Source organism: Rhodococcus sp. IEGM 1379 (assembly GCF_030056815.1).
GTDB lineage: Bacteria > Actinomycetota > Actinomycetes > Mycobacteriales > Mycobacteriaceae > Rhodococcus_F.
This window is the reverse complement of sequence record NZ_JASHKR010000025.1, coordinates 1-16,023: the sequence shown is the minus strand read 5'-3', so window position 1 is coordinate 16,023 and position 16,023 is coordinate 1. Positions and strand designations below refer to the sequence as shown.

The following is a 16,023-nucleotide window of genomic DNA, read 5'->3' as shown; positions in this document are numbered from 1 at the left end:
TGCGCACCAGAGGGAAAGGCAGAGCACCAAACTCAGTGCGCAGAACCGCTGCGACTACAGCAGTGTTCAACTACAGGCGTTGCGCCATCTGCTCTTGATAGTCACGCATGGTGCGCTCGATCGCTTCCGCCGCAGCTCCGTCACCTCGTTTGCGTGCATCGAGTGCGCGGTCCTGGAGAGCACGGATGGCGCGGCGCAATTCCTCGTCACTCACAGTGTGTTTCATATCACAATTCTGCACCGCTCAGCGCGCCTTGGCCAGCACCTGCGCCGCAGTTGACACTGCGCGAACCTCACACAAAGTGGCGCACATCACGACCAGTGACAAGCCAGCCCTCCATATAACCCACGTCACAACATGAACATGAGCCGACAGTGGCCTGAACTGCAGTTTCTCAGCCTCGGGCGAATTACAAAACCGGGTTAATGTTTAGCTACTGTGACCAAAACGGGCAAACGGTTCGTTACGGTGACAATACCCCGCAGCGGGAAGGTTGAGGATGTCCTCGCACTCGGGCCAATTTCGATAGCAGTCGCGACAAGAATTGCCTCGGCCACTAACGGAACCGGCACCAACCATCACAAAGCGAGCAGCCCTCCTTCAAGAATTCGTCCACTAAACGGACTACAGCGAGCTACCAATCGGTTATCCGCGTGTTATCGTTGGATTCGCTGGAAGAACAATTGCTGGCTAGAGAGGATAACGGGGCGGTTCACAATGGCTGACTTTGCAGAACGATTGAACAAACTGTTCGACAGTGTCCATCCTCCGGGGCGCAAGCCTCACACCAACGCTGAGGTCGCCTCCGCGTTGATCGAGGACGGCCACCAGATTTCCAAGCCGTACATCTCACAGCTCCGATCGGGACAGCGCACAAACCCATCGGACGAGACTGTCGCCGCTTTTGCACGCTTCTTCAAGGTGAAGCCGGACTACTTCTTCAACGACATCTACGCTGCGAAGATCGACCACGACCTCGAACTGCTCGCGCAGCTCCAGGGCTACGGTCTGCGTCGACTGTCGAGCCGAGCATTCGACCTGTCCGAAGAATCGCAGAACCTTCTCACGACGATGGCCGAGAAGCTTCGCGCAAGTGAAGGACTGCCTGAAGTTCCACCAGACGCATCACGCTGACTGAGGGCTCGGAACTTCCGGGACGACACTGAGCAGGTCGATCAGTAATTATCGACCTGCTTTTGTCGTATTCACATCACTTCGAAACTTCTCATGATCCCGAGCCACAACCAAAACCCATCTCCGGGCAGACATACCGCCCGGGGGTGCAATCCACCGGGTATCAAGAACATCCGAACCGAGTGGATCCTCGATCCACCCTGCCAAGATCCCTGAATGCGATGCAATCGACCGCGGAGGCTCGCGCCCGCCGACATCGAACATGCCCGCACCTGCCTGGATGTACATCGCATCCATGATCTGCGCAATCACATCAGACGCTCGCAGAACGGAAGTAGTGGCAGCACTGTCGGCATCAACAACCTCGGGAAAACGCTTCACCAGCAGTTCGTGCATACGACGCAGCCGCATCAGATCCAACCTTGCGCGCACCCACGTCTCGGCCAACACCCACGTAATGCCCAATGCGATAAACACACTGGCTGCTGACACAAACCCCACGCCGGTGCCGGTCCAGATGCCTGATTCGAGTGAATTCGTTCCACGAATCGCTTCGACCAACATGACCACGACAACAATCAAGAGCGTTGTCGAGCCCAGCACGATCAATGCGATTCCACGCCCCAGCGGTGCCCACGCCACATGCCTGAGCCCAGTCGAGATCACCAACGACAATGCGATGGTCACAAACACCAAAGCCGGGATCGGATAGCCGAATCCCACCGCGATGGAGACCAACAGGCCGACCGTATACAACACGATCGCAATGCCTCGCATCGCCGAACGTGTCATCACCGGCCACGCAGAAACTGCGCCGACGGCACTGGCCGCAGACAAGAAAACCCACAGCACGACAACAACCATCGCCGAAAAATGCTGATCAGGGGCAACGCGCTCGACGATGTCCCACACGCCGGGAACCAACACGGTAGCCATCAAGGCAACACAGAAGCCGACGATCACCATCGCCGTGCGCAGCGGAGTGGCCGCCCTCGCCACCACTCGACCGAGTCTTGCACCAGCTGCAATCCACACCACCAAGGCAATAGCCCAAGCGATCATCCGATCGCCTCGTCATACCGCAGAACCGACAACGGTGTTCCCCTGCCACTCATCGTTTTCAGTCGCATGAGCAGCATCGATGCGAAAGTTTCCGCTTCCCACTCAGCAATGTCGTCCATCGGAACAGGCTCGTTGCGGCGAAGGGATCGCTGACTCAGCATGTAGGCGATCAAATCGTCACTGGCTTCCAGCGTCGCCTCGGCAATCTCCGCACCTTCATGCCGAAACACTATGTGCCCCAACTCATGTGCCAGAGTCCGTTCGACGTTGGGTAGACCTGGCGCGAGAACAATCACATCATGATCGTCATACGCCCGTCGCTGACCGCAGACGCCCGTTGCGAGCGGAGTATCCAAATCGATTTCGATGGGTCGTTCACGTTCCAGAGCAACAGCCTCCACAACAGTCAACAACGTCACAGCTTCCGAGGACGCGGCGGCATCACATACAGCGTCCACTGCAGCAAGAACTCGGCGATGCGACCGTCTTTTTGTCAGCACGCCTCACACACCTCTTCCGGACCGGGGAGCCAAGAATTCAGCTCGTGCAGCAACCAACCGCGCCTTCTGCACGGACGCACCTCGGAACGTCAATGCTCCCGCGCCGGCGGCAACCAACGTCATTCCGACGACACCACCTACCACCGCAGCAGCATTCTGAATCGGAGGCAATCCGTGTGTGAAGACCACGGGCAGAGCTTGGGGATCAGAGCCGGCAGCCGAGACCGCAACATTCGGCGAAACAGGTTGCGGCGGAACAACGATCGGTGCCGGTGCAGCCAAAACCGCAGGAGCTGCAAGAGTCACACCCGAGGCTAAGTCAGCTCCGCCGGCAGGTGCCGGCGCAGGTCCTCCACCATTCGCGGACGGACCTTGCGGGTTGTCCGGTCCAGCAGGCACAACCGCAGCAGAAGGTTCATCGGATTGTTCCGAACTTGTCGACGCCTCGGATTCCGAAGAGACAGTTGAACTGATCGAAGACGTGTCGCCCGGGCCATTCGTCACCGGAGGCACGATCGGATCCTCTGGTGTCGTCGTAACTTCCGGCTCGGTCGTCGTCGTCGTAACTTCCGGCTCGGTCGTCGTCGTCGTAACTTCCGGCTCAGTCGTCGTCGTCGTAACTACCGCGGTGGTCGTCGTCGTCACTACCGGCGTGGTCGTAGTCGGGCAGTGGTGGTGGCAATGATCATTACCGTTACCGCCGCCGTTGTTACCGCCGCCGCCGTTGTTACCGCCACCGCCGTTGTTACCGCCACCAGTGTTGTTGCCGCCACCAGTGTTGTTGCCGCCACCAGTGTTGTTGCCGCCACCAGTGTTGTTGCCGCCTGCAAGGGGGACAACTTCTCCAAGGGGAACAACGTCATCTCCGCTGATGGTTTCGGTTACACCTGGTTGGGCAGAAACCATGGCTGGATACACGGAAACAGCAAGGAACCCCATCCCCGTCAGACACAACCCAGCTACAAGCGTCATGGCTAGCCGTCGTGGCTGGCTCATCGGTTTCCTCCCCGAAAAATACGTTCTAGCTGCATGCAACCGTGCTTCGAACCACTGTACTTATCGCTGTCACACAACCATCGTTACATGCCTAGAAAATAGCTGAACCAAAGAATCATGCCTCAGTCAGTTGGAGAGTGGATCGAATTTAACCTTAATCGGGGTATGGCACAGCACACGTTCACCACATTCTTCGCGAGACAGTCCGCTTTGTCGAACAACTGTCCGAATTAGAAAGGTCCCCCGACGCTTGTCGGAGGACCTGATACTTGTTTGAGCTGATACTGATATTTGGTGGAGCTGAGGGGAATCGAACCCCTGACCTCTTCGATGCGAACGAAGCGCGCTACCAACTGCGCCACAGCCCCGTGCCACCGCCTCAGCGGTTGCTCGGCAACTCTAGCAGGACCGAATTCGGTCCCTCGAATTGCCGGCTCCGAGATGGTGGACGACTTACTGCCCGGATGCTCGACGCATCTCCGCCTGCCTGGGCATTTCCTCGTAGTGATCGAGGTGGTCGAACGCCGGGTCACCATCGTCGACTTCGAGGACAACTGCACCCGGACGCTTCAGTCGGGCCGGGATCAGTCGAAGCTCTTCGTCGGTGTGGGACTCGACGCCCAGGCGGGAGCGGTTGAGCCGTTCGGTCCGTCGACGACGGATTTCCTGCTCGATCCGCACTTGCCTGCGCAGGTATGCGAGATAGCCGCCGAGACCCGCGAACGAGAGTGCACACAACCACCACACGATTGGCGAGACGATCAGCGCGAGAGCACCGGCCATGATTGCGAGGAAAGCCAAACCAAGGAGTGTGCGCTGCCGAAACGTGTAGCGCGCTTCCCGTGCGATCGCGTCGGCCTCGGGGTCAAATCCACCGCGACCGCGTCTGACAGGCACAAAATCCCTGACCGGGGCACGAGCGCCCGCGTAGTCGTCGTCTTCTGCGTGAGTGTCCATCTGGTCCTCCGCGTCGTAGCTGCTTCGCATTGGTTCTGGTTGCCAAGTCGGATCGCTTCGATGTCCGGCTGCTGGTCCACGTCGGACAGGATTACTGTCGCCGCGATGTAGTACGCGAGTCGCGAGCGCTGCTTCGCTGGTCTGGCGAATCCTGGGGCGCTTGTTCACGAGCATCGGCACCAGAACGAACAACCAGACGGCCACGAGCCCGATCCACACGAATGAACTAGGCATGCCGCGACCTCCTTACGATCACCTACCAGCACCTATGCCAGCCGTTGATGCTTTCAGGTTAACGGCCGACGCCTTCGCATCGTTGCCGACGCGCCGAACCCCACCTTACTCATGTGTCACACGCGTACCGAACCGAACTGCCCGATCCGCCGGAATCCCCTTGTCCGAAAGTTGAATTCGCAACGACTATTGCCGAGCGTTATGTCCGGTTACCGATGGGGTAACTGTCGTTTAACTGAGGTTTTCATGCCCACGACGCGCGGCCAGCGCGAACGAGTCGATCGACAACTGTGATGGGAATCTCTTCTACCGTCATCCCGACCAGGACATGATCACGCCATTGCCCGTCGACATCGAGGTACCTACGGAGCAAGCCTTCCTCACGGAAACCGGCATTGTGGAGCACGGCCCGACTCGACGAATTCTCCGGACGGACCGTGGCCTCGACCCGATGCAACCCCACCCGCGAAAACGCGTGATCGAGAGTGAGTGCCACGGCTGCCGTCGCAACACCACCACCGGTGACATCGGAAGCGACCCAGTAGCCAACCCATGCCGAACACAATGCGCCCCGAACAATGTTGCCGATGGTGATCTGACCGCAGTAGTTGCCGTCCAGTTCGATCACCAGCGGCAGAATCCGACCTTTGCGTGCCTCGGACCGCAAACTTCCACACAGCGATGGCCAGACCGTGACGTGATGACGTGCATCCCACGAAGACTCACCCGTCGGTTCCCACGGCTCGAGATGCTCTCGGTCGCGAATTCGCAATCGACTCCAGGTGGACGCGTCACGCAGCCGAATCGGCCGGAGCGTCACAACTCCGGCAGACACCCGAAGCGGACCCAACTTTTCCGGCCATCCAGGATGGGCTGACATCACACCTCACTAGGGAGAAGGGCCGACACCGCGACGGGTCGAAGCGATTCACCCACGCTGGGCGAGAAACGCTACGTCGACGATTTCACCGATCTGAACTTCCGTGACATCTCGATCGACAAGCACCAGGCAATTCGCTTCGGCCAACGTCGCCAACAGGTGCGACGACGCTCCAGCAGCGCCACCGAGTGCCTGGACCAGGTACTCCCCCGTCGCTTCGTCGCGCATCAACTGTCCGCGGAGGAAGCCCTTACGATCCGCAATCGACGTGATGGTGCCCACCGACCGTGCCTTCACGATGCGACGCATCGGCTGTCGACGTCCCAGGGCGATGCGAATGAGCGGCCGAACCATGACCTCGAAAACCACGAGCGCACTCACCGGATTCGACGGCAGGAGGAACGTCGGGACCTCGTCGCGGCCCAACTGTCCGAAACCTTGCACGGACCCCGGGTGCATCGCGACGCGCTCGACCTCGAGCGAGCCCAGTTCCGACAGCGCTTCCCGAACCTCGTCGGAAGCGCCACCACCGACAGCGCCGGCGATGACCACGATCTCGGACCGAATCAGCTGCCCCTCGACAACCTCACGCAACCGGCGCGCGTCGGATCCGGCAATGCCCACACGGTTCACGTCTGCGCCGGCGTCGCGAGCGGCCGCAGCCAGCGCGTATGAGTTGACGTCGTACACCTGACCTGGTCCGGGAGTGCGATCGATGTCCACCAACTCGCCGCCGACGCTGATGACCGAGAGCCGCGGGCGCGGGTGAACAAGAACCTTGTCCCGGCCCACGGCGGCCAGCAATCCGACCTGAGCTGCGCCGATGATCGTTCCGGCGCGAACGGCCACGTCACCGGGCTGCACGTCGTCGCCGGCGCGTCGTACGTAGTCACCGGAACGAACGGGCTGGAACACCCGGACACGCGCACGGCCGCCGTCGGTGTGCTCCAACGGCAGAACCGCGTCGGCAAGCGTGGGTAACGGAGCACCCGTATCGACGCGCACAGCCTGTCGGGGCTGCAAGCGGATCGGCTGACGAGAACCCGCAGTGACCTCGCCGACGACCGGAAGGTTCAGATCTATCGGCTCACCGTCATCGCCGCGCAGGTCCGTTCCGGCCCCGGCGACGTCGACACTGCGGACGGCGTATCCGTCGATCGCAGCCTGATCGAACCCTGGCAGCGGCCGCTCGGTAACCACTTCTTCCGCACAGAGCAACCCCTGCGCCTCCGAAATAGCGACACGAACCGGCCGGGGCGCAACTGCAGCGGCTGTAACCCGGGTCTGCTGCTCCTCAACCGACCGCATGTGGTCTGCGTCCTCCTGTTTGTCGCGAAACTCGTGTTACTCAGCCCCATGATGCCTTGCCACGTGAGCGGCCGGGCATCTCGATACTGCGTTAACTTCCCGTCGGAACAGTTTCGAACTACTTCAGCGTTCGAGGCGAGCGGTCAACCACTCTCGCAACGACGGGCCGTAATCGTCCATGTCCAGTGCGAAGTCAACCGCAGCGCGGAGGTAACCGCCGGGATTTCCGAGATCGTGTCGAGTCCCACGATGCACGACGACGTGCACAGGGTGTCCCTCGGCAATCAGAAGGGCGATGGCGTCGGTCAGTTGCAACTCGCCGCCCGCTCCGGGCTTGATGCGTCGAAGTGCGTCGAAGATTGCACGATCGAGCAAGTAACGGCCGGCCGCGGCGAAGGTGGACGGTGCGTCCTCCATGGCCGGCTTCTCAACCATGCCGATGACCTTCAGGACGTCAGGATTGGTCGCGTCGGGAACGATCTCGACGTCGAAAACCCCGTAAGCGCTGACTTCGTCCTTGGGAACGTCGATGGCGCACAAAACCGAGCCCCCGCGTTTCGCACGTACCTTCGCCATGGTCTCGAGCACTCCGCGAGGCAACACGAGGTCGTCCGGAAGGAGAACTGCGATGGCATCTTCGTCGTCGTCGAGGAGTACCTCGGCGCAACCGACTGCGTGTCCCAATCCGAGAGGCTGTTCCTGAATCACCGAATCGACCTCGAGCAGACCCGGCGCCTTACGCACCTTGGCCAGGAGGGCGAACTTGCCACTCGCCTCGAGCTTGCTTTCGAGAACGAGGTCTTCGACGAAGTGTGCGACAACGCCGTCCTTGCCTGGTGACGTCACGATGACGAGGCGCTCGGCCCCGGAATCAGCGGCTTCACCGGCGACCAGTTCGATGCCCGGTGTATCCACCACGGGCAGCAGTTCCTTCGGGACGGTCTTGGTGGCAGGCAGGAAGCGTGTACCCAATCCGGCGGCCGGAACCACGGCTGTGCGGAATGCCTTCTTGTTGCTAGCAACAACGTCTGTCATGCCAACACCCTAACTGCAACTTGTTACCCGTCATTCATCACGATGCCTATCGTGAAGTGGTGGAACCTCGAGGAAAAGCGCAATGGCGACAATCTGTCCTGACTGAACGAGCCAATGTGTCGGAACACATACGGCGCGAAGAATCGGCAGCGCTGGCCCGACATGCGATGGCCGCGATAACCCCGGATACGACGGTCTGCGCGTACGTTCCGACCCGCACCGAACCCGGCTCTACCGACCTGTTGGACGCGCTGGCTTCACTTGTCGATCGTGTGCTGCTACCGATCACCGGTGAACCCGGTCCACTCTGCTGGGTTGAATACACAGGCGTCGACGCACTGCGTCCGGCGTCGTACGGATTGCGAGAACCCGTCGGGCAAGTCCTGCCCCCGGAGACCGTCGCGCTCGCCCACACCGTTTTCGTCCCCGCTCTTGCCGTGGATCTGCGGGGCACGAGGCTGGGACGCGGCGCCGGGTACTACGACCGCACTCTCGGATTGGTTTCTCCGACAACTCGCCTCGTCGCTGTCGTTCGAGACTCGGAACTCGTGGAGCACCTCCCCGCCGATCCCCACGACATTTCGATGGGCTGGGCTCTGACACCGGGCGCGGGTTTGACCCGCCTGAATCGGTGAGCCGACGGCCCCTTTCGAGCCAGTGGGAATAGACACGTAATTCGCGCTGTTGGCACTGTCGCTAGTAGAGTGCTAAACGGTGCAGTGTCAGAACACTGCTTGATATCTCAATGCGCTCGATATCTCAATGCGGAGGAAGCCCGGTGCCTACCTACTCATACGCATGTACGGAATGTGACAACCGTTTCGACATCGTCCAGTCCTTCAGTGAAGACTCGCTGAAGGTCTGCCCAGCCTGCTCCGGCAAGCTCCGTAAATTGTTCAACTCGGTCGGCATCGTATTCAAGGGCAGCGGTTTCTACCGCACCGACAGCCGCGGTGGTTCCGGATCTGCCAGCGAGCCCGCCAAGAGCGATTCGGCACCGGCGGTCAAGGTCGAGTCCAAGTCGGATTCCTCATCGTCAGCGTCCTCGACGACCAGCACTCCGGCTCCGGCAAAGGCCGCTGCCAGCTGATTCACGGCAGCCGCTTCTCCTGCTTCTCCACAACCGCCAGGTTGTCCACAGACAAATAACGGTAGGACCGGAATTCATACTTCCGGTCCTACCGTTCGTCTATGCCACCCGTTTTCTCTCGCCTCCTCCGGCCACGCGATCCCGCCCGACTCGATCTCACTCCGAGTGCCGTCGACAGATTGATCTCGCTGGCGAGGCCGAACCGTGTGCGGAGCGCAACCGCTCGCAAGGTCGCCGCACTGATTCTTGCAATACTCGGGATCGCTCTGCTCTTTCGTGGAGATCCCGAGTCCGAGCGCGTCAGCGTCGTCACAGCCGCCCGCGACGTCGCACCGGGAAAGATCATCACCCCCGACGATCTCGGAACCGGGGACTTCACTGCAGATCAGACTCCTGACGGGGCTGTCACCAACGCCGCCGACATACTCGGCCGAACGGTTGTCGGTCCGATGCGACGCGGCGAAACTGTCACCGATATCAGGATTCTCGGCCCGCGTTCGGCCCGAGAATCCACCGGAATCGACGACGCTCGAATTGTCCCGGTGCGCCTCGCGGACGCCGCAGTAGCAGACATACTGCGCAGCGGCGACATTGTCGATGTGCTGACAGTCGGCGCCGACACTCCGGACGCGACATCGACCGACGCCGCGCCCCGGATACTGGCCTCCGGGGCGGTCGTCGTCCTGGTCACAGCGGCAGAAAATGCCAGCAACCAGCGTGAACAGATAATAATGCTGGCTCTGCCCACCGAAGCTGCCACCCGCGTCGCCGGGGCCTCACTGGTCAATGCGATCACGGTGACGTTTCAGTGAGCGAACATATCCGGGTCTACTCCTCTAGGATTTTCGCAATCGGTTGTTTCCGGAGAGCCCAACAACCGGACGCCACACGAGGACTAGTCACATCAGACTCAGGGAGACCGAAATGCTCAAGGGATTCAAGGATTTCCTGCTTCGCGGGAACGTGCTGGACCTCGCCGTCGCCGTTGTCATCGGCGCGGCCTTCACAGCGATCGTGACTGCCTTCACCAGCAACATCATCAACCCCCTCATCGCTTCGATCGGCGGAGGAAACGAATACGGCTGGGGTATTCAGCTCACCGGCAATACCAGCGAGACGTTCCTCAACTTCGGCGCCGTGGTCACCGCGATCATCAACTTCATCATCATCGCGGCGGTCGTCTACTTCGTGCTGATCCTGCCCGCGAATGCAGCGAAGAAGAAGTTCGCGACCGAACCCGAGGATAAGGAAGCCAGCGAAACGGATCTGCTCATCCAGATCCGCGACATCCTCGCCTCCAACGCTGACGGCACCGACAGCGGCGCTCACGCCAAGACTCTGCAATAAGGCGGCCCGACCACAGATCAGGCCCTCGCAGACTTACGTCCGCGAGGGCCTGATTCATGTCTATCCACCGTGGTGAGGCGGTACCTGTCCCCGCAACCAGTCGTCGTCCGACGAACCCGTCGATCCTTCGGGACCTCGTTCGTCCGACGTCGTCTCCGGGAACACCTCCCCGAAAATGCGCGCCAGCTTGTCCTTGTCGACCGTTTTCTTGCTGGGGTCCTTGTGCTCGGGCACCGCAGTTCAGCCCTCGAGGCTGGAAAGCTCGGCGATGACGTGACTCGCCAATGCCGTCAACGTTGCCATGCCATCGCGGATCGCGGGACGCGTCGACGCCAGATTGGCGACGAGAGTGCTGCCCGAGACTCCGACCAGTCCGCGGGACAAGCCCGCTTCGAGGGATCCGGCGGACAGGCCGGAAGCGCGCAGCGCCTCGGCGATTCCCGGGATCTCACGATCGAGCACTTCGGCCGTCACGTCGGGTGTCACGTCGCGGGGCGAGACTCCGGTGCCGCCGACCGAGATCACCAGGTCGACACCACCGATCACCGCGGTATTGAGAGCATTGCGGATCTCCACCTCGTCAGCAGCGACGGCAACCGTCGCGTCGACGAGGAATCCCGCTTCGTTGAGCAACTCCGTGACCAGTGGACCGATGGAGTCGGTGTTGTCGCCGTGGGCTGTTCGATCGTCGACGATGACGACCAGAGCGCGGCCGGCCGAGGTGGCTTCGAGTTCCATACCTTCTACCGTAGTGCCGCGCTCCGGATCAGTTGCGATCCGGCCGAAAATCGGTGTGATCGTCGGCAGATCGCCGATGGTCATCGGACGCCCTGCGCCGGAGCAGTTCCCAACGTCACGTCGACGGTCTTGCTCTGTCCGCCGTCGGTGTACGTGATCGAAATCTTGTCACCGGGCGCATGTGAACGCACTGCCGCGATCAGCGAATCACCATCTGCGACAACACGATCGTCGACTTTGGTGATCACTGCACCCTTGGGGATACCGGCCTTGGCTGCGGGACCGTCAGCAGTGACATCCATGACGGTTGCGCCGTCCGCGTTGTCCTGCGAAGGCACTGTCACGCCGATCATGGCCTGCGTTGCCTTACCGGTCTTGATCAACTCGTCGGCCACCCGCCGAGCCTGATCGATCGGGATTGCGAAGCCTAGGCCGATCGAGCCACCCTGGCCACCCGACGATGCTCCCAGCGACGCGATCGCGGTGTTGATGCCGATCAACTGACCGTCCATGTTAACCAGCGCGCCACCGGAGTTACCCGGGTTGATTGCCGCATCGGTCTGCAGAGCGTCGATGACGGTGTTCTGGTTGCCCGACTCGCCGCTGGTGGAGACGGGACGGTCGAGAGCGGAGATGATGCCCTCGGTGACCGTGCCGGCCAGGCCGAGCGGGGATCCGACCGCCACAACCTGCTGCCCGACTTGAACGTCGGCGGACGTGCCGAGGTCGATCGGTGTCAGGTCATTGCGACCGTCGACCTTGATGACGGCGATGTCGGACACCGGGTCGGCACCGACAAGTGTTGCCGAAGCCTTGGTTCCGTCGGAGAACGCAACACGCAGTTGCGCGCCCTGAGCGCCGGCAACGTGATTGTTGGTCAGGATGAGTCCGTCGGACGACAGAATCACGCCGGAACCTTCGCCGCCTTGACCCTGGGCTGTTGCAACCTCGATCTGAACGACGCTGGGGACAACCTTCGCGGCCACTGCCTGTACCGATCCGGCCGGGGCGTTGGACGTGTTGGTTGCGCTCGGCTTGGGAGCGTTGAGCGAATTGGTGACGGCGGCACCGCCACTGTTGTTGTCGGCCACGATCGCACCGACCGCGCCGCCGACGCCACCACTGACCAACACCAGAGCGAGCGCTCCGGCGACCAGCGCCATGCGCTTCGACTTCGGGTTGGGGGTGGGTACAGCAGCGTTCGGTCCCTGCAGCGCCGGGGGGACTGGAGTTCCCGGTCCGCCAGGGCTACCAGCACTTTGGTACGGCGACTGCTGTTGCGCCTGCTGTTGGTACGCGGCCTCGTGCGCACCGTGCGGTTGCCCGAACGATGCGGTGGGCTGCTGACCATAGCCGGGTGCCGACTGCTGCTGCCCGAACGATTCGGTGGGCTGGTACGGACTGCGCGGCACCCCGGACTCCGGCGCGGGATTCTGCTGGGCCGGGTAACCCTGCGTGGGGTACGGCTGCTGCGTCGGGTACGCCTGGGTAGGTTCGCTGTTGGGCTGTTCGGGCCGGGTCGGGTCGATATTGCGGTCGTCGGTCATCGGCTCGCTTTCGTCTCGGTGACCACCTACGGCGGTCACAACTGTGTTGACGACAAGCCTGCCTTGCGCTGCTGAGAAGGCGCTGAGACGTACCTGTCACTTTGCCCAGAGTTTGCAGTGAATACACAATCTTTGGCTCGAACTTTTGGCTCGCGCTGTGGTTCGGGGTCGGCGAAAAGCCTTAGCCCCGAACATAACGCCCAAGCATTGCTACTCGAGTGCTTACGCGGCGGTCGGCCCCGGTTCACCCGGAAGCACAATCCGAACCAGTGCCCCACCCCGATCGGATTCGTCGATCGCGATGGTGCCGCCGTGTTTGATCACCACTTGACGCACAATCGCCAGACCCAGTCCGGATCCCGGCATGGAACGCGCCGCTGTGGACCGGTAGAAACGATCGAACACCAACTCCCGATCTTCCTCCGGAATGCCCGGTCCCGCATCACTGACCGTCAATTCCAGCAAGCCTTGGCCGACGGGACGCATTTCGACATGCACCTTTTCGCCCGTCGGACTCCACTTCGCGGCGTTGTCGAGGACGTTGAGGACTGCGCGCGAGAGACCGGCTTGATCGCCGTAGACAAACCAGGGTGTGGTCACGGCATCGAATTCGATTTCGTTACGGCGTCGACGCGCTCGTTCGAGTGAGCGTTCGACGACGTCACTCACATCAACTCTCTCGTAGACAGTTTCGGGTGCGTCCTCCCGAGCGAGATCGACAAGGTCGCCAACCAGGGTGGACAGTTCTTCGATCTGTGCGACGACGTCGGCGCGCAGTTCTTTCATGTCCTCGTCCGGAATCTGCGGTGCACCTGGCCGACTCGACGCGATGAGGAGTTCCATGTTGGTACGGAGCGATGTCAGCGGCGTGCGCAATTCGTGGCCGGCGTCGGCAACGAGTCTGCTTTGCCTCTCCCGAGATTCGGCGAGGGCCCGGAGCATCGTGTTGAAACTCTCGGTCAGACGCGCCAATTCGTCACTGCCGGTTACCGGGATCTGGGTCAGATCGTCGGTTCTGGCCACGCGCTCGGTCGCAGCCGTCAATCGTGCGATCGGCCGTAAACCTGTGCGTCCCACTGTTGTCCCGGCCACCGCGGCCAGGATGACACCGCATCCGCCGACGACGAACAGCACCCAGGCAAGGCGATCGAGCACTGCGACGGTGGGCTCGAGCCGTTGCGCGATCACCAAAGCGCTTCCGTCGTGGGTCCGCTGCGCGAGTACACGCTGCCCGTCGACAGTACGTAGCGACGAGTCCGAAATCCCACGTGCCACCGCGATTTCGGCGTCACCGATCGGGACGTCGGAGCCGGGAGGCTGGTAGGTGTCGAGATTCGAGAAGATCAAAGCAACACTGATATCGGTGGTGTAGAGCGTCGCACCGCTGATGTATCGCGGATCGAACCGCACGACATTGCTGTCGATGAGGACGGATGCGCGGGTGCGCAATTGGTGATCGACATCGGCATAGAGCGCGCGCGAGACAACGGCGTAGGCCGCGATGGCCATGACGGCCACAGCGATCGCCACGACGGACGCCGCGAGCAGTGTGACCCGCCAACGCAATGACACCGATCGGGTCAGTTGCATCGGGGGGCGCATCCCCGCCGGTGTACCGGCCGGGATCTGTGAGTTCTTCGGTTCGGCACTCTTCCCGAGCGGAGCCGTGATCACGGGGGGGTCTCCCGAAGGACATAGCCTACTCCGCGGACGGTGTGAATCAATCTCGGTTCACCCTCTGCTTCGGTTTTACGACGCAGATACCCGACGTAGACCTCGAGTGCGTTTCCGGAGGTCGGGAAGTCGTATCCCCACACCTCTTCGAGGATGCGCCCACGAGTGAGAACTCGGCGCGGGTTCGCCATCAACATTTCAAGGAGTGAGAACTCTGTCCGGGTGAGGCTGATGGACCTCTCGCCGCGCTTGACCTCGCGGGTGACGGGGTCGAGGGTGAGGTCCTCGAAACTCATCATCTCGGAATCGGCGTCCGGATCAGGCGCAGTCCGGCGGAGCAGCGCACGCAAGCGGGCGAGCAACTCTTCGAGAGCGAACGGCTTTGGGAGATAATCGTCGGCACCCGCATCGAGGCCGGCGACGCGTTCACTGACCGAGTCGCGGGCCGTAAGCACGAGGATAGGCAGATCGTCACCGGCACTACGCAGACGGCGGCACACCTCGAGACCGTCGAGGCGCGGCATCATGACGTCGAGAACAACGGCGTCGGGACGGTTGGCAATGATCTTTTCGAGTGCGTCGAGTCCGTCGACCGCGAGCTCGACCGTGTAGCCGTTGAAGCTGAGCGACCGCCGCAGCGACTCGCGAACCGCTCGGTCGTCGTCGACCACCAAAATACGCATACCGACAGTTTGGACGCAAGTGCTGAGATAGGGCTGAGAGGGGCCCATTCTGCGCTTCGGCGTGTCGCGGTCAATCTTCGGTACGCCGGGGTCCGGGCAGGCTCCAATGACGCCATAACGCAAGCAATCTGAACACTGCGGCAAATACGGTGCCGCACACCAGCGCGCCGTTCGTGGACAGTCCGAACTCCGAAACTGTGACCACCAACGCAGCACCGAGGAGCGCCGGCACCGCATAAAGATCCTTGTGGAGCAGGAGCGGTACCTCGTTGACGAGAACGTCGCGGATCACTCCGCCGCCGATCGCGGCCGTGGCGCCGATCAACGTCGCGGCGAGCGAACTGGCATTGTTTTCCAGCGCGATGACCGTGCCGGTACTCGCGAACAACCCCATTCCCAATGCGTCGAGCGCCAGGATTTCACGACGCAATCGGTTGAGCGGCTCGTGCAGATAGAAGACGAGTAGCGACGTCACCGCAGCGGTACCGAAGTACGGCCAGCTGCTCAACGAACTCGGCGGATGCACGCCGAGGAGAAGGTCTCGGACGATGCCGCCGCCGATGCCGGTGAACACTCCCACCGAGCACACCCCGAAAATATCGAGCCGCTTGGTGACGCCGACCAGAGCACCGGAGGCCGCGAACGCCACGATGCCCACCAGTTCGAGGATCCTCAGCAGCACCGGCCAAGGATCTCACGGTCAGATTCGATCGAGGTCTATCACCCCGAGCCGGACGGCTTTGACCAGTCGTCGGGGAACTCGATGAGTCTGGCCGACGGCAGTGACGGTGACGGTGACGGTGACGGTGACGGTGACGGTGACGGTGACCAGATCAG

General features: G+C 61.6%; 21 protein-coding genes and 1 tRNA gene. 7 read left to right on the top strand and 15 right to left on the bottom strand.

The genetic code is table 11. The features are described 5' to 3' along the window. Positions 1 to 70: 70 nt before the first annotated feature. Entirely contained in the window at positions 71 to 226 is a 156-nt protein-coding gene (locus tag QM600_RS15555; RefSeq protein WP_243619842.1) for a hypothetical protein, read from the bottom strand. A 492-nt stretch (positions 227 to 718) separates the two neighbouring features. On the opposite strand from QM600_RS15555, the gene QM600_RS15550 reads away from it, so the two are divergent. Then, positions 719 to 1,135 carry a helix-turn-helix domain-containing protein gene (locus QM600_RS15550; protein ID WP_033234244.1) on the top strand — a complete coding sequence of 139 codons (417 nt, stop codon included), beginning with the start codon at positions 719 to 721 and terminating at the stop codon, positions 1,133 to 1,135. 48 nt (positions 1,136 to 1,183) lie between these two features. Here QM600_RS15550 and QM600_RS15545 read toward each other — a convergent pair whose 3' ends face one another. From QM600_RS15545 to QM600_RS15535, 3 genes are read right to left on the bottom strand one after another with little or no spacing between them, the layout of a single operon-like run. Continuing rightward, the gene (locus QM600_RS15545; protein WP_283262385.1) at positions 1,184 to 2,197 is read right to left on the bottom strand and encodes a hypothetical protein; all 1,014 of its coding nucleotides are present in this window, start codon (positions 2,195 to 2,197) and stop codon (positions 1,184 to 1,186) included. Further along, positions 2,194 to 2,694 carry an ImmA/IrrE family metallo-endopeptidase gene (locus QM600_RS15540; protein ID WP_283262438.1) on the bottom strand — a complete coding sequence of 167 codons (501 nt, stop codon included), beginning with the start codon at positions 2,692 to 2,694 and terminating at the stop codon, positions 2,194 to 2,196. Before QM600_RS15540 ends, QM600_RS15545 begins: the two co-directional genes overlap by 4 nt. A 6-nt stretch (positions 2,695 to 2,700) precedes the next feature. After that, complete coding sequence (locus tag QM600_RS15535) at positions 2,701 to 3,003, bottom strand: hypothetical protein (RefSeq protein ID WP_283262383.1); 303 nt, start codon at positions 3,001 to 3,003, stop codon at positions 2,701 to 2,703. Between the two features lie 73 nt (positions 3,004 to 3,076). Between QM600_RS15535 and QM600_RS15530 the strand changes: the two genes are divergently transcribed. Both QM600_RS15530 and QM600_RS15525 read left to right on the top strand, forming a co-directional pair. Continuing rightward, complete coding sequence (locus tag QM600_RS15530; RefSeq protein ID WP_283262382.1) at positions 3,077 to 3,382, top strand: hypothetical protein; 306 nt, start codon at positions 3,077 to 3,079, stop codon at positions 3,380 to 3,382. Further along, positions 3,379 to 3,675: a hypothetical protein gene (locus tag QM600_RS15525; protein ID WP_283262381.1), complete on the top strand. Its 297-nt coding sequence runs from the start codon at positions 3,379 to 3,381 to the stop codon at positions 3,673 to 3,675. The genes QM600_RS15530 and QM600_RS15525 overlap by 4 nt, the downstream gene beginning before the upstream one ends. 310 nt (positions 3,676 to 3,985) lie before the next feature. Here the strand turns inward: QM600_RS15525 and QM600_RS15520 are convergent. From QM600_RS15520 to QM600_RS15500, 5 genes are all read right to left on the bottom strand, one after another. After that, positions 3,986 to 4,061: transfer RNA gene (locus QM600_RS15520), tRNA-Ala, on the bottom strand. Between the two features lie 85 nt (positions 4,062 to 4,146). Next, positions 4,147 to 4,884, bottom strand: a complete 738-nt coding sequence (sepX, locus tag QM600_RS15515) for a divisome protein SepX/GlpR (protein WP_283262380.1) — start codon at positions 4,882 to 4,884, stop codon at positions 4,147 to 4,149. 244 nt (positions 4,885 to 5,128) lie between these two features. Beyond that, positions 5,129 to 5,764, bottom strand: coding sequence for a GNAT family N-acetyltransferase (locus tag QM600_RS15510; RefSeq protein ID WP_283262378.1), 636 nt, complete (start codon positions 5,762 to 5,764; stop codon positions 5,129 to 5,131). A gap of 48 nt (positions 5,765 to 5,812) precedes the next feature. Further along, positions 5,813 to 7,072, bottom strand: coding sequence for a molybdotransferase-like divisome protein Glp (gene glp / locus QM600_RS15505; RefSeq protein WP_283262376.1), 1,260 nt, complete (start codon positions 7,070 to 7,072; stop codon positions 5,813 to 5,815). A gap of 123 nt (positions 7,073 to 7,195) precedes the next feature. After that, positions 7,196 to 8,107, bottom strand: a complete 912-nt coding sequence (locus QM600_RS15500) for a UTP--glucose-1-phosphate uridylyltransferase (RefSeq protein WP_094274420.1) — start codon at positions 8,105 to 8,107, stop codon at positions 7,196 to 7,198. Between the two features lie 59 nt (positions 8,108 to 8,166). Between QM600_RS15500 and QM600_RS15495 the strand changes: the two genes are divergently transcribed. The 4 genes from QM600_RS15495 (at position 8,167) to mscL (ending at position 10,544) form a co-directional block, all read left to right on the top strand. Next, a complete protein-coding gene (locus QM600_RS15495) occupies positions 8,167 to 8,742 on the top strand; it encodes a 5-formyltetrahydrofolate cyclo-ligase (protein ID WP_283262375.1) in 576 nt (191 codons plus the stop codon). A gap of 143 nt (positions 8,743 to 8,885) precedes the next feature. Continuing rightward, positions 8,886 to 9,197 (top strand): FmdB family zinc ribbon protein, encoded by a 312-nt coding sequence (locus QM600_RS15490; RefSeq protein WP_283262374.1) that lies wholly within the window; start codon positions 8,886 to 8,888, stop codon positions 9,195 to 9,197. 101 nt (positions 9,198 to 9,298) lie between these two features. Beyond that, positions 9,299 to 10,009 (top strand): SAF domain-containing protein, encoded by a 711-nt coding sequence (locus tag QM600_RS15485; RefSeq protein ID WP_283262373.1) that lies wholly within the window; start codon positions 9,299 to 9,301, stop codon positions 10,007 to 10,009. 112 nt (positions 10,010 to 10,121) lie between these two features. Continuing rightward, entirely contained in the window at positions 10,122 to 10,544 is a 423-nt protein-coding gene (gene mscL, locus QM600_RS15480) for a large-conductance mechanosensitive channel protein MscL (protein ID WP_283262371.1), read from the top strand. 60 nt (positions 10,545 to 10,604) lie between these two features. Here mscL and QM600_RS15475 read toward each other — a convergent pair whose 3' ends face one another. From QM600_RS15475 to QM600_RS15450, 6 genes are all read right to left on the bottom strand, one after another. Then, entirely contained in the window at positions 10,605 to 10,778 is a 174-nt protein-coding gene (locus QM600_RS15475) for a hypothetical protein (protein ID WP_283262370.1), read from the bottom strand. Between the two features lie 6 nt (positions 10,779 to 10,784). Next, on the bottom strand, positions 10,785 to 11,282 hold the full coding sequence (locus tag QM600_RS15470) for a MogA/MoaB family molybdenum cofactor biosynthesis protein (RefSeq protein WP_185564609.1): 498 nt from the start codon (positions 11,280 to 11,282) through the stop codon (positions 10,785 to 10,787). Positions 11,283 to 11,362: 80 nt separating this feature from the next. Then, entirely contained in the window at positions 11,363 to 12,829 is a 1,467-nt protein-coding gene (locus QM600_RS15465; protein ID WP_283262368.1) for a S1C family serine protease, read from the bottom strand. Positions 12,830 to 13,051: 222 nt separating this feature from the next. Next, positions 13,052 to 14,431 (bottom strand): HAMP domain-containing sensor histidine kinase, encoded by a 1,380-nt coding sequence (locus QM600_RS15460; protein WP_283262437.1) that lies wholly within the window; start codon positions 14,429 to 14,431, stop codon positions 13,052 to 13,054. 68 nt (positions 14,432 to 14,499) lie between these two features. Continuing rightward, complete coding sequence (locus QM600_RS15455; protein ID WP_283262366.1) at positions 14,500 to 15,186, bottom strand: response regulator transcription factor; 687 nt, start codon at positions 15,184 to 15,186, stop codon at positions 14,500 to 14,502. Positions 15,187 to 15,256: 70 nt separating this feature from the next. Then, positions 15,257 to 15,868, bottom strand: a complete 612-nt coding sequence (locus QM600_RS15450) for a trimeric intracellular cation channel family protein (protein ID WP_283262364.1) — start codon at positions 15,866 to 15,868, stop codon at positions 15,257 to 15,259. Between the last annotated feature and the right edge of the window lie 155 nt (positions 15,869 to 16,023).